The 12977-nt window shown below is 70.1% G+C and carries 13 protein-coding genes; 7 read left to right on the forward strand and 6 right to left on the reverse strand.

Features of this window, described 5'->3' with window-relative positions:
* Positions 1–20 precede the first annotated feature (20 nt).
* From ACFW9Z_RS09060 to ACFW9Z_RS09075, 4 genes are all read left to right on the forward strand, one after another.
* Positions 21–683, forward strand: coding sequence for a hypothetical protein (locus ACFW9Z_RS09060; protein WP_384636600.1), 663 nt, complete (start codon positions 21–23; stop codon positions 681–683).
* Positions 680–1756, forward strand: a complete 1077-nt coding sequence (locus ACFW9Z_RS09065) for a peptidoglycan-binding protein (protein ID WP_384636603.1) — start codon at positions 680–682, stop codon at positions 1754–1756. The genes ACFW9Z_RS09060 and ACFW9Z_RS09065 overlap by 4 nt, the downstream gene beginning before the upstream one ends.
* A gap of 80 nt (positions 1757–1836) precedes the next feature.
* Positions 1837–2637 carry an ABC transporter ATP-binding protein gene (locus tag ACFW9Z_RS09070; RefSeq protein ID WP_384636837.1) on the forward strand — a complete coding sequence of 267 codons (801 nt, stop codon included), beginning with the start codon at positions 1837–1839 and terminating at the stop codon, positions 2635–2637.
* Positions 2634–3842, forward strand: coding sequence for an ABC transporter permease (locus tag ACFW9Z_RS09075; protein WP_384636606.1), 1209 nt, complete (start codon positions 2634–2636; stop codon positions 3840–3842). Before ACFW9Z_RS09070 ends, ACFW9Z_RS09075 begins: the two co-directional genes overlap by 4 nt.
* A 12-nt stretch (positions 3843–3854) precedes the next feature.
* Here the strand turns inward: ACFW9Z_RS09075 and ACFW9Z_RS09080 are convergent, their stop codons facing one another.
* Together ACFW9Z_RS09080 and ACFW9Z_RS09085 are read right to left on the reverse strand one after the other, a co-directional pair.
* Positions 3855–4979 carry a CPBP family intramembrane glutamic endopeptidase gene (locus ACFW9Z_RS09080; protein ID WP_384636609.1) on the reverse strand — a complete coding sequence of 375 codons (1125 nt, stop codon included), beginning with the start codon at positions 4977–4979 and terminating at the stop codon, positions 3855–3857.
* Between the two features lie 84 nt (positions 4980–5063).
* Positions 5064–5378, reverse strand: coding sequence for a hypothetical protein (locus tag ACFW9Z_RS09085; RefSeq protein WP_384636612.1), 315 nt, complete (start codon positions 5376–5378; stop codon positions 5064–5066).
* Positions 5379–5746: 368 nt separating this feature from the next.
* On the opposite strand from ACFW9Z_RS09085, the gene ACFW9Z_RS09090 reads away from it, so the two are divergent.
* Positions 5747–7678, forward strand: coding sequence for an HtaA domain-containing protein (locus tag ACFW9Z_RS09090; RefSeq protein WP_384636615.1), 1932 nt, complete (start codon positions 5747–5749; stop codon positions 7676–7678).
* A 148-nt stretch (positions 7679–7826) separates the two neighbouring features.
* On the opposite strand, the gene ACFW9Z_RS09095 is transcribed toward ACFW9Z_RS09090, so the two are convergent.
* The 3 genes from ACFW9Z_RS09095 to ACFW9Z_RS09105 form a co-directional block, all read right to left on the reverse strand.
* Positions 7827–8486: an MSMEG_1061 family FMN-dependent PPOX-type flavoprotein gene (locus tag ACFW9Z_RS09095; RefSeq protein ID WP_384636618.1), complete on the reverse strand. Its 660-nt coding sequence runs from the start codon at positions 8484–8486 to the stop codon at positions 7827–7829.
* Positions 8487–8496: 10 nt separating this feature from the next.
* On the reverse strand, positions 8497–9663 hold the full coding sequence (locus ACFW9Z_RS09100; RefSeq protein WP_384636621.1) for a hypothetical protein: 1167 nt from the start codon (positions 9661–9663) through the stop codon (positions 8497–8499).
* A 230-nt stretch (positions 9664–9893) separates the two neighbouring features.
* Positions 9894–10319, reverse strand: coding sequence for a hypothetical protein (locus tag ACFW9Z_RS09105; protein WP_384636624.1), 426 nt, complete (start codon positions 10317–10319; stop codon positions 9894–9896).
* 82 nt (positions 10320–10401) lie between these two features.
* Between ACFW9Z_RS09105 and ACFW9Z_RS09110 the strand changes: the two genes are divergently transcribed.
* Both ACFW9Z_RS09110 and ACFW9Z_RS09115 read left to right on the forward strand, forming a co-directional pair.
* Positions 10402–11229 carry a helix-turn-helix domain-containing protein gene (locus ACFW9Z_RS09110; RefSeq protein ID WP_384636627.1) on the forward strand — a complete coding sequence of 276 codons (828 nt, stop codon included), beginning with the start codon at positions 10402–10404 and terminating at the stop codon, positions 11227–11229.
* Complete coding sequence (locus ACFW9Z_RS09115) at positions 11226–11465, forward strand: DUF397 domain-containing protein (protein WP_384636630.1); 240 nt, start codon at positions 11226–11228, stop codon at positions 11463–11465. The genes ACFW9Z_RS09110 and ACFW9Z_RS09115 overlap by 4 nt, the downstream gene beginning before the upstream one ends.
* A gap of 56 nt (positions 11466–11521) precedes the next feature.
* On the opposite strand, the gene ACFW9Z_RS09120 is transcribed toward ACFW9Z_RS09115, so the two are convergent.
* The gene (locus ACFW9Z_RS09120; protein WP_384636633.1) at positions 11522–12838 is read right to left on the reverse strand and encodes a helix-turn-helix transcriptional regulator; all 1317 of its coding nucleotides are present in this window, start codon (positions 12836–12838) and stop codon (positions 11522–11524) included.
* Positions 12839–12977 lie beyond the last annotated feature (139 nt).

A 12977-nucleotide genomic window follows, 5' to 3' on the forward strand; every position in this document is an offset into this window, starting at 1 on the left:
GGGGCGCCGAGCGTGAGCCCATGAGCTTCCACTCCTCTTCTTCCGCCACCGCCACCCGGCTCCGCCTGGCCGCCTTCGTGGCCGTGCCCGTACTCGCCCTCTCCGTCGCCTGTGCCGGGGGCGACGGCACGTCCGGGACCAAGGGCCACGAGGCGATCGCCGACGTACCGGCCACGAAGGACACATCCGCCGCGCCCGCCGCCTCCGAGAGCACCAAGGGCACCCCCAGCACCGGGCCCGGCAAGAGCGCCTTCTACGACGCCCAGATGACCTTCGTCCGGTGCATGCGCGCCAAGGGCGGCTACAAGGACTACCCGGACCCCAAGCTCAGCGGCCACATCGACTGGACGAAGGTCAGCGAGATCGGCTCCCAGCCCGGCCGCAACGAGGGCATCAAGGCCGGAAAGGACAACGTCTGCGCCGATGAGCTCCAGGCGGTCATGGCGGCCGAGCCCAAGCGCGACCAGCAGAAGGCGTACGAGTCGATGCTCGCGCACGCCCAGTGCATGCGGGACAACGGCCTCACCGGGTTCACCAACCCGGTGATGTCCGGCGGCAACGTGACGCCCGGCGGCGACCCGAACCCGGGCTCCCCCTCCTTCGACCCGTCCTCGCCCGCGTACAAGAAGGCCCGCGAGGCCTGCAAGTCGAAGCTGCTCGACGGTCTGGACGGCATGCAGTGAAGCGTTCCACCACCGCCCTCCTCACGCTGGGCGCGGTGACCGCCGCCGCCACCGGGGGCGTCCTGTTCCTCGGTGCCGGAGGCGGGGCGGGGGCCTCGGGCAAGGAGGGCGGGACCGGCCTTCCACCCGCCACCGCCACCGTCGTACGCACCGATCTCGTCCAGTCCAGGACCGTGGACGGCAGACTCGACTTCGCCCAGCGCCGCGTCGTCAAGGCGGCGGTCGAGGGCACGGTCACGGTCGCGGCCCCCGAGGGCGAGACCGTGACCAGGGGGCAGGCGCTGTACGAGCTGAACGACAAGCCGGTCACCCTCCTCTACGGGCCGGTTCCGATGTTCCGCGAGATGAAGGCGGGCGACCGGGGCAGCGACGTACTCCAACTGGAGCGGAATCTGAGGGACTTGGGTTACGGGGCCGGGCTGTACGTCGACACGGAGTACGGCAGGGACACCGAGGCGGCGGTCAAGCAGTGGCAGAAGCACCTGAACCGCGAGCCCACCGGCAGGGTCGGCAAGGGCGATGTGGTCTTCCAGCCCGCTGAGGTCAAGGTGGTCTCCGCAGAAGCGGCCCTCGCCGACCAGGTCGGCCCGGACGGCCCGGTCCTGACGATCGCCTCGACGAAACCCGTCGTACGGGCCGACCTCGACCAGACCGACGGCGCCCTCACCGCACCCGGCACCGAGGTCGAAGTCGCCCTGCCCAGCGGGAAGACGGCGAAGGGGAAGGTCGCCGGGACGGTCCGCCCCGAGGAGACCGGCACCGAGGGCGGCGGCCAGGACGGCATCACCGTGGAGGTCGTCCTCGACGGCGGCCCCGGCGCCGCGTCCGGCGAGGACGCCAAGGAGACGGCGAGCGTGACGTTCGTCAGCGAGGCCCGCGAGGGGGTCCTCGCGGTGCCGGTGGAGGCGGTGGTCGCACTGCGCGGCGAGGACGGGGGTTACGGGCTCCAGATCGTACGGGGCTCCGCGTCGACGATGGTCCGGGTGGAGACGGGCATGACGGCGGACGGGCAGATCGAGGTCAGCGGGGCGGAGCTGCGGGAGGGCATGAGGGTGGGGGTGGCGAAGCCATGAGTTCCGGACCCGGTGAAGGTACGGGCTCCGGACCCGGCGGAGGCACAGGCCCCGGCCCCGGCCCCGGCCCCGGCGAAGCCATGCCCCTCGGTCCCGGTGAAGCCCTGAAGCCGCACTCCACAGCATCACCCCCTGTCATCGAACTCCGCGACGCCACCAAGTCCTACCCCGGCGGAGTCCACGCCCTCCGCGCCGTGAGCCTCACCGTCCGTGAGGGCGAACTCCTCGCCGTCGTAGGCCCGTCCGGCTCCGGCAAGTCCACGATGCTCAACGTGATGGGCACCCTGGACAAGCCCACGACCGGCACCGTCCGGGTCGCCGGGTACGACGTGTCCGCGCTCTCCGACTCCCGGCTCTCCGCCCTGCGCGCCCGCCACATCGGCTTCGTCTTCCAGCACTTCCACCTGGCGGCGGGCCGCGACGCGGTGGACAACGTGGCCGACGGGCTGCTGTACGCGGGCGTCCCCCTGAAGGAGCGCCGGAAGCGGGCGCGGGAGGCGCTGGCCCAGGTGCGCCTGGACCACCGTGCGTCCCACACCCCCAACCAGCTCTCCGGCGGCGAGAAACAACGCGTCGCCATCGCCCGCGCCCTGGTCGGCGCCCCCCGCCTCCTCCTGGCGGACGAGCCGACCGGGGCCCTGGACACCGCGTCCGGCGCGATCGTCATGGAGCTGCTGCACGAGCTGAACGCCTCCGGCACCACCGTCTGTGTGATCACCCACGACAACGAGATCGCGGACGCGCTGCCGCGCCGGGTCCGCTTCAAGGACGGCGAGATCGTGTCGGACACGCGCGCCACCACGCCCACGACGCCGACCACGCCCACCACACCCGCGACGCCCATCGCGCCCACCGCACCCACGGAAGAGGTCACCGCATGAAGCAGGACCTCAAGAGGCGGGGCCTCAAACCCGCCCGCCTCTCCCCCCGGGACATCCTCCGCGTCGGCGCGGTCGGCCTGCGGGCCCGCCGGGCCCGGGTCGTGCTCTCCGCGCTCGGGATCGCCATCGGGATCGCGACCATGGTGGCGGTCGTCGGCCTCTCCGAGTCGAGCCGGGCCGACCTCATGGCCCGGCTCGACCGCCTCGGCACCAACCTCCTCACCGCCGAGGCGGGCGAGGACGCCACGGGCCGGCCGGTCAAGCTGCCGAAGAACGCGGTCGCGATGGTCGAGCGGGTCGGCCCGGTCCAGCACGCCACGGCGACGGCCGACGTGGACGCCCGCATCCGCCGCAGCGACCTGGTCCCCGAGGAGCGCACGGCCGGGGTCACCACCCAGGCGGCCCGCACCGACCTGCTCTCCGCGCTCGGCGGCGAGGTCGCCCAAGGCACCTGGCTGACCCCGGCCGGGGAGCACCTGCCGACGGCCGTCCTCGGGGCGGTGGCGGCGGACCGCCTCGGCATCACCCGTACCGGCGAGACGATCATGATGAACGACACCCGCGTGGTCGTCGTCGGCATCCTCAGGCCGATCGAGCTCGTCCCGACCCTGGACCGGGTGGCCATGGTCGGATTCCCGGCGGCCGAACGGTACTTCGGGTTCGACGGCCACCCCACCACCATCTTCGAGCGCTCCACGGACGCCTCGGTGGAGGACGTACGGGCGGTCCTGGCCCGCACGATCAGCCCCGGCGACGAGGCGAGCGTGAAGGTCTCCCGCCCCTCGGACGCCCTGGCCGCCAAGGCCGCAACCGACGAGGGGCTGACGACCCTGATGCTCGGCCTGGGGGCGGTGGCGCTGCTGGTCGGCGGGGTGGGGGTGGCCAACACGATGGTCATCTCCGTACTGGAGCGCCGCCCGGAGATCGGCCTGCGCCGCTCCCTGGGCGCGACCCGCAACGCGATCCGGCTCCAGTTCCTGACCGAGTCGCTGCTGCTGTCCGCGCTGGGCGGGGCGGTGGGGGCGCTGCTGGGGGCGGGCGCGACGTACGGCTTCGCGCGGGTGCAGGGGTGGACGGCGGTCGTCCCGCCCTGGTCTCTGGCGGGCGGGATGGCCGCCACGCTGCTGATCGGCGTGGTGGCGGGGCTCTACCCGGCGATCCGCGCGTCCCGCCTGCACCCGACGGTGGCACTCAACGCACCGTGAATCACCCCGTGTTCAGAGGCTCACCCGCTCGACGCCCCGCCGGTCCGCGAGCCGGGCGATGACCAGGCAGTAGAGCGGAGCGAAGACGAATTCGAGAACCATGGCCTGCCAGGGCGCGTCGGCCGCCGTCTCGGTGGAGGCGAGTTCGCCGAAGCCCGCCGCGAGCCCGAGGGCCAGCAGGTTGTTGGCGACGTGCAGGGTGATCACGGCCTCCAGTCCTCCGGTACGGATCACCAGCCAGCCCCACCACAGCGCCGAGTAGAACAGCAGGATGAACCCGGAGAGTTCACCGAACCCGTGGGCCAGGGCGAACAGGAGCGACGCGAGCACGACGGCGGGCCACGGGGACCGGACGACCCGCCCGATCACCTGGACCAGCCAGCCCCGGAACACGTACTCCTCCGCCGCCGCCTGGAACGGGACCAGCGCCCCCAGCAGGGCGAGGGTCAGAAGGAAGGAGGTCCAGCCGGGGAAGCCGTCCCCTGCCGGTCCGCCCCCCTCGTCCCCCCAGGTCCACGCGAGCAGCGCCCCGAACTGAAGAATGATGAGAGGTACGGCCACGGCGGCGCACAGGCCGAGCCAGCGCCAGCGCAACCGGCCGAGGACCGAGGAGACGGTGCCTGCCGGGCGCTTGCCCAGATAGCGGGCGCCCCACAGGACGACGGGTATGCAGACCGCGATGCCTGCGAGCTGGAAAGCCATGTCGGCGACCGGGTTCTCGAAGAACACCTCGCTGTCCGCCGATGCGGGCCCCGCGTCCAGCACCGCCGCGAGGATGCCCGCGATGACGGAGACGACGACGATGCTCACCACGATCAGGAGCAGGACGAGCGAGAGCTCCCCGAGCCACCCGAACCTGCCGCCCTGCCCGTTGCGCCCCTGCTCGTCGTAACGGGCCCCGGCTTCGGCCCGTACGGGACCGGGCGGGGGGCCGTAGCCGGGGGGAGGGGTGCCGTAGCCCTGGGGTCCCGGCGCGGTGCCGTATCCCTGAGGGCCGGAGGGATCGGAGGGAGGGGCGTACCCGTACGGACCGGGCGGGGGCGCACCGTACCCCGGCGGAGACGACTCCCCGCTCTGCCGGGCCGGTTCATTCGTGTCGCCAGGAGGGGCCCACGGCGGGGGCACGTCAGGATTCACAGCGGTCGCCTTCGGTCGAAAACATCAGCATGCCGGTTCCGTCCGGTCACGCCTCTCCTCATCCTTCACACCTGCCCCGCCACGTCAAAGGTTCCCGTTGATCGATGCCAGGAACGTGACACCGATCCACATCACCGCGAAGATCCAGTCGAAGCCGGACGCCCAGCGGCGCAGCACAGTCCGGGTGATGACGATGGTGGCGGCGATGCCTACTCCCCCCGCCCAGTGCAGGACACGACCGATTTCGGCCAGGGAGTCGTCATCACGGAAGTCCGCGACGAGCAGAAGCAGGCGGCCGACCACGGTCACGAGAAGGGACAGGCCGATCACGGTCTCGGTGCGGTTCCCGGGTGACGGCCCGCCCGCCGCGTCGCGATGGACGGGCTGAGAAGAGTTCATGGGGGTTCCCCTGCCTTTCGGACCTGGTCATGTTCGAAGGAGATGTGGCCGCTTCCACATCCGCCCCCACACCCACCCCGTCAAGACCGCGAAATCCCGATCCGGGTTGCCTGGACCCGCAGGTCACAGCGATTTCAGGCCAGATCGAGCACGGCCGAAAATCCCCACCCCAGCCGAGCGACGGCACCCCCGTACCAGAAATCCACCCCCCACGGTGACATTTTAGGTAAGCCTCACCTAATATGACGACGTCGTCTTCGGGTCCCCACACTCCAAGAAGCCGGTACCCCCTGTTCTCCGTTCGTCCAGGGCACGGTTCCGCCCAGCGGGTGTGCCATGCCCCCTTCCCCGAAGGAGACATGCAGCGCATGTCCACGCCCCGCCGCAGCCACCTGGCCGCACTCGCCGCACTGACCGTCGTCTCCGTGGGCGCCGGCGTCCTCGCCGTCCCGGCCGTCGCCGCCCCGGTCTCCATAGCCGCCGCACAGGCCGAGAACGCCTCCGGAACCACCACGGCCGCCGCCCCGATCCTCGTGTCCGGCACGACGTCCTGGAACTTCAAGGCGTCCTGGGTCAGCTACGTGACCAACATGGGCGGCTCGGTGCAGGTGGCCGGCGGCGCCACCAAGAGCGGTGCCGGGCTGATCGCCTACCCCGTCAAGCACGGTGCGGTGGACCCCGCCAAGCGCAACGCCGACGTCCGCTTCGGCGGCTCGGTCACCTACGCGGTACCCAGCCACGGCATCACCGCCATCACCCTCGCCAACCCCCGGGTCGTCCTCAAGAACGGCGTGGGCTCGCTCTTCGTGGACCTGACCACGGACCTGGAGGAGGGCAAGGCCCCGGTCACCACGGCCGGAGTGGAGCTCGCCACGCTTCAGGCGTCGGCCGGCGCCCTGAACGGTGCCGCGATCAACTGGACCGGGATCACGTCGAAGCTCACCGCCAAGGGCGCGGAGGTCTTCGCCTACCAGGGCCGTCCCATGTACGAGCCCGGCACCGCGCTGGACCCCGTCGCCATCGCCGGTACCACCAGCGTCCCCACCCTGACCGTCAGCCAGGTCAAGGGACTCGGCGAGGAGACCCAGGTCACGGTCGAGGGCAAGGGCTACCAGCCCGGCCGCGGCGTCTACCTGGCCCAGTCCGTCGCCCTGAACGGCACCACGTACCCCAGCGTCTACGGCAACGCCGCCTGGATCCGCCAGGTCGGCGCCGACGGCACCTTCACCGTGACGGCGAAGCTCACCGAGACGTTCACGTCCAGCGGCACCACCGTCGACTGCCGTACGACCGCCTGCTTCCTCACCACCTTCAACTCGCACGACGGCACCGACCCGACCTGGATGCCCTCGCGCGCCCAGGACGTCGCCCAGCCGCTCAAGTTCGGCCCGGCCGCCCCCGCCGCCGAGGTGACGCAGCAGCCCACGTCGCGCAGTGCCCGCTCGGGCGCCAACGCCGTCTTCACCGCCGCCGCGACCGGCTACGAGTCGGTCAGCTGGGAGCGCAGCACCGACGCCGGCAAGAACTGGACTCCCGTCGCCGGGGCCACCTCCACCACCCTGACGGTGAAGGCGAGCGCCGCGCTCAACACCAACCGCTACCGCGCGGTGTTCCTCAACGCGGACGGAGAGCCGACGATCACCTCGGCCGCCACCCTCACGGTGACCGCCGTCCCCGCCCGGATCATCTCCTTCAACGCCTCCCCCGAGCCGGTCGCCAAGGGCGGCAAGCTGAAGACGGCCGGTACGCTCCAGACCGCAGGCGCCACGAACAACACCTGGGCCCCGCTGGCCAAGACGTCGGTCCTGATCGAGTTCCAGGCGAAGGGCAGCAAGACCTGGAGCCGGGCCGCCACGGTCAAGACCAACGCCAAGGGCGCCTTCGCACCCAAGATCACGGTCAAGAAGGACGGCACCTGGCGCGCCCGTTACGCGGGCACCGCCGACCGCGCCGCGGCCACCAGCTCCACGGACTACGTGGACGTCAAGCTCAAGACCTCCATCTCCGGCTTCAACGCCTCCCCGGAGCCGGTCCGCAAGGGCCGCACCATCACGGTCAAGGGCACGCTGAACAGCCTGGACGGCAAGTGGAAGAAGACCTCCGGCCAGTCCGTGAACATCCTGTTCCAGGCCAAGGGCTCCAAGAAGTGGACCAAGCTGGCCACCGTGCGCACGAACAGCAAGGGCGTCTTCACCAAGGGCTTCACCGCCAAGAAGGACGGCACCTGGAAGGCCCAGTTCAAGGCCACGTCGGCCCGCCTGGGCAGCACGAGCGTCGGCGACTACGTCGACGTACGCTGACCGCTGACACTGCCCCGTACGGACTCCGAAGCCGCCCAGGCCAGGTAACCCGTAGCCCGTAGCTCTCCCCGACCGGCCGGTCACCGCAGGCACTCCGCCCGCAGGTGCCCGGCCGTTCGGCGCTTGACGGTTCATCCGCTCCGCCCCGTCACTCGTACCGGTACTTCAGCGAATCGGCCTCCAGCCGCTCGATGTCGGCGATCGTCAGCTCCGGCCTCCGCAGCTGGGCCAGCGTGACCTCGGCCGAGGTCGGCTGGGCGTCCACCGGCAGCCACTGCTCCGGCTTCCAGGCCGAGCTGCGCAGCAGGGACTTGGGGCAGTGCGGGTAGACCTCCTCGATCCCCACCACCAGCGCACTGGCAGGCGGCTTTCCCACGGCGGTCAGCTGAGACAACAGCTCCGGCCGGGTGGAGACGCAGGCCCGGCCGTTCACCCTGAGCGTCGTGGTGCGCCCCGGGATGACGAACAGCAGCCCGGCCCGTCCGGTGGCGATGACGTTCTGCCAGGTGTCCAGCCGCTTGTTACCGGTCGCGTCCGGTATCACCACCGTCCGCGCGTCCAGGACAGCGACGAACCCGGCGGGGCCGCCGCGCGGGGAGACGTCACAGTTGCCTTCGGCGTCCACGCTGGCGATCAGGACGAGCGAGGAGCAGCCGATCAACTGGCGCGTACGGTCGGTGAGTTCGGTCATCTGCTTGCGCACGGCCGCATCGCTGGGAAGCCCGTAGGCGCGGCGCAGCCCCTCCAGGTCGGAGACGGCGTCGAGACGGAGCGAGTCGAAGGCACTGCTGTCCAGGGATGTAGTCATGACTCCGACCCTATGGCGCCGACCTGCAATCAACCTCGGTTAAGCCCCCGTCTCCCAAACCTCCCGAACCTCCCCCACCCCCCGCGCCTCCGGCGCCCTCCACGCCCTCCACGCCCTCCGCGAAGGCGGCGAAGCGCTCACGCCACGGCGGGGTCGGGGGCGCCGCCTCACCCCGGGCCTGCACATCGGCCCAGTAGGCACGCTGCTCCTCCTGATGACAGGGCCCACAGGTGGTGGCCCAGGGAACGTTGGGCCGGAACACATGCTCCTCACCCGGACCGGCACAGGTGATCAGCGCGGGAGGCGGCGGTACGGGCTCCGGCTCCGGCTCCAGCTCCGGTGCACGCTCAAGGGAGGCGGGCAGCTTCTCCCGGAGCCGGTGCCCCAGGAAGTGCACCGCAGACCGCACCCCGCCCGACGGCAACCCGCTGCTCAGAACCTTCCGCAGATCACCGACGGCGACACCCCGCCGCAACCACTCGGCAGCGAGCCCGGCGATGGAGCGGGCTTCGGACACACCAAGGTGAAGATCACGCCGCTCATGCCGCAACGAGAGCAACACCCGCTCGGCAAGATCGACTTCAGGCCCACCGCCAGATTCACCCCCCACATCACCATCACCATCACCACCGCAGCCAAGATCGCTGTCGCCACCACCGTCGCCTTCGGTGGGTGGGTGGGAATAGTTCTCCCCCTGTTCTTCGTCTGCGGGTAATTGACCACCGGCCACCCGACCACTCGGACCACCGACCGTCGGAAAGTGCACACTCGGAACGGCCCCAGCACTCAGCCCGCCCAGCCCGCTCTGCCCGCCCAGCCCGCTCAGCACCTCGTACCCATCAGCCGGAACCCCGGCCCGCAGCCGCGCGGCCTGATCATCCGTCAGCGGGCAGTTGGAGAAGACCTGTACGGTCCGCCACCGCCCACCGGCGATGGTCTCGCGCTTCTCGTGCACGTACCCGCACGCCACCAACTCGGCTTTGGCCTTCTGGTACCGGCGCCCGGTGATCCGAAGAGCACGAGCGTGCTCGCTCAGAGCCTTGTCGCGATCGCCTTCGGGCAGCCCTTGAATGTAGATGACCAGGATCTTCGCGTCACTGTCGAGGCGCTTGTGGCGCACCAGGTCATGGGCACTCTTCGTATAGCCCCAGGGGGGCGGGATAACATGCGCAAGCATCGCAGGTGGACTCCTTGTATCCACTAGTGGTGAAGGTCCCCGGGCCGGTGCGACAACACCTCCGGGGACCGCTCCACATGCACACACGTACAACCTGCGCACACGAAGCGTGATGTCACGATTACGGTACCGCAGAAGACGGCAAGCCCTTCGCCGAACAGCTCACGCCCCACGCACGACGCGACCTCCTACCGCACCCCCCTGACACACGTCGGCACGCACCGCACCGATCACTCCTCCACCGCACACCCCGTCCGCAGCCAGGCCATCTCCTGAAGCAGCACGGCATCCACGAACGGACTCTCCGCAGTCGGCCGCGACCGCCAGTCCAGCGGCCAGGTCAGCCCGTCCAACGCAGGCACCCCCACGAACGCGGCGCCCCGCGCACCCCCGCTCATCACCTCCACCCCGGGCGGCCAGTGCAACGCGGCGGCGATTCCGGGCATCAGCAGGAAGTACATGCTGCGTTCACCGATGCCGGAACGAACGATGGGCCCGGCCCGGAAGTCGGTGAACTGCATGACCTCGTACGCGATTTCCTCGCCGAGCATGCCGATGGCCCGTACGGCGTCGAAGTGGACGCCCACGTGCCGGAGGGCGTGACCGGAGGCGGGAATCCAGGACGGCACCGGATCAAGTGAATTTCGGGGTTCCATGCGCTAAGCGTCGCGGCGCGCACGTACCGTGACCAGGGTCACAAGCAGGTTGTGAACAGTGGTGTACAGACGAGGTGACCCCGTGCACTCCAGTGATCAGGCCGAGACCGCCGCCGAGATGTTCGGCCTGCTGCTCAGACACTTCCGCGAGCGGGCGGGCCTGTCGCAGGAGCAACTGGGCAAGCGGATCGGCTACTCCAAGTCCCAAGTGGCGATGGTGGAACGGGGCGCGCGACCGCCGAAGGGCGTCTTCGTGCAGCGGGCGGATGAGGTGCTGGGTGCACAAGGTGCACTGATCGTCGCGGCACCGAAGCCGCCGAAGCAGACGGAGCAGCGCAGGCCGCTTCCGGACTGGTTCACGCCGTTCGCGGACGAGGAGGAGAAGGCGTGGGCTCGGCATGAGTACGAGAACCACGTCATGCCTGGACTACTCCAGACGGAGGCGTACGCACGGGCCGTCCTTACGGGGCAGTACCCAACCTTCGACGACGACGAGATCGAGGCGAAGGTCGCCGCACGGCTCGAACGGCAGAAGCTGCTGTCCCGCAGGCCGCTGCCCGACATCAGCTTCGTGCTGGAGATGGTCGTGCTGACCCGGCCTATCGGTGGGAGCCGCGTGATGAAGGCCCAGCTCCACCACCTCGCCGAGGTGGCGCGACTCCGGCACGTACGTATCCAGCTGATGGACCCGTACCGCGAGGATCATGCGGCGCTGGACGGCCCCTTCGTCCTGCTGGAGACCGACAAACGCCAGCAGCTCGCCTATATCGAGGGGCAGGGCGGCAGCTTCTTCATCACCGAACATCCGGAGCTGGGGAACCTGTTCGGCAAGTATGGCGTCACCCGGGCCCAGGCATACACTCCGGAGAGGACGCTGGAAACGATCGAAAAGATGGCAGAGGAACTATGAGCACCGACCTCCACTGGTTCAAGTCCAGCTACAGCGGCAACCAGGGCGGCAACTGCGTAGAGGTCGCGCTCACCTGGTCCAAGTCCAGTTACAGCGGCAGCCAGGGCGGCGACTGCATCGAGGTCGCCACCTGCCCCCACACCGTCCACATCCGCGACTCCAAGGACCTCACCACCCCCGCCCTCGCCGTCTCCCCCACCACCTGGACGTCCTTCGTGGAGTTCGCCGCCTCCTGAAGTGAGGGCCCGGCAACTCTCTCCGGGCGGATCCGCAGGCCGCCGAACCCGCGTGGTCACGCCACCCGTAGGCGGTCCATCAGATCAGCGACGCCGTCGACCTCGCGATAGTGCTGGAAAGCCGGGGCGAGTTCACGGACCAGGGTGACACACCGCTCGGCGCCGATGCGGGTGGCCAGGTCCAGGGATTCGGTGGTGACTGCGACGGCCTGTTCTACGTCCTTGGCCTGCAGGAACCCCTTGGCCTGATAGGTCAGGAAGATCCCGCGCGTCTTGTCCCTGGACTTGGGCAACAGGGCCAGCCCCTCGGCCATCTCGGCGTGCGCCTCACGAACCCGGCCCAGGTCGAGCAGGCACTGCCCGGAATCCACCGCCAGATCCGCCGGGCTCATCCACACGCACCAACTCGGCGCGGGATCGACTGCCCGGGCCGACAGGGCGGCTTCGGCCTCGGACAGGTCCTGGTAGCAGGCGGAGCGCTCACCGAGGGCCGCGTGGGCCCTGGCCCTGCGGAGCAGCAGCAGGGATCGGGCGGTGGGGTGTTCGGTGCCCGAGATGGCGTGACCGAGTTGGTGCACGGAGGCGTCCGGCTTGCCGAGCCAGTTCGACTGGTACGCGAAGTCGGAGAGCACTCCGGCACCGAAGTCCCGGTCACCTGCGGCATGGGAGGAGTGCAGCGCCGCGGTCCAGAGTTTGCCCGCCGCATAGTGCCTCCCCTGATCGAAGCGGTACCAGCCGCAGGTGGTGGACAGTGAGGCGGCCAGAGTGTGCAGGCGCCTGCCGGTCCGCTCGCTGTGCTCACCGCCGTCGATCAGGTCGGTGACCGTGGCAAGGTGGGCGTCCATCAGCTTGATGGTGTGCTGGCGCTGCTCGGTCGGCAGGGCCGTCAGTCTCGCGCTGGTCTCCTCCAGCCAGTCGACGAGTTCGGCGTCGACGGCTGTCCGCCCGCTGAGCGCGGAGGTGAGCCGGTCCGGCTCGGTCGTGGCCCACTGGGCGGCGAGGCCTGCCAGCGCGGACGCGCTGTAGGTCATGAAGCTGCGACGGTCCATGGCGGCTTTCTGTGCGTCTCGGAGTGCGTGAACGGTGTACGCCGACCCCAGAGGCATCGGGAGGTCCCGGCCGGGCAGCCAATCGGGCCAGCCGTGCGACTCCAGTTCGGTGACGGGGATGTCGAACGCCTCGGCGATCAGGATCTGGGAGTCGAGGCTCGGCTGCTTGCGCCCGTTCTCCCACCGGCTGACGGCCGACTTGTCGGCACCGGAACGCAGCCCGTGCCTGCGGGCGGCCCGGTCGAGGTGCGCGACCAGGTCGCTCTGTGACCAGCCGCGCTGTTCACGGGCGTAGGCGAGGAGGTGCCGGATCAGGTCGTCCACGTACTGATTCCATCATCGACAGTGACCATGAGCGTACTGCGAGCGACAGCGGGACAACCCCGGGACTACAGGCAAAACCTGTCTGCGCACTGCTCGTTGAGCTGTACTCGTCATGCATCGACGCGTTCCCCCATGAAGC

Origin of the sequence: Streptomyces sp. NPDC059452, assembly GCF_042750035.1 — a bacterium.
GTDB lineage: Bacteria > Actinomycetota > Actinomycetes > Streptomycetales > Streptomycetaceae > Streptomyces.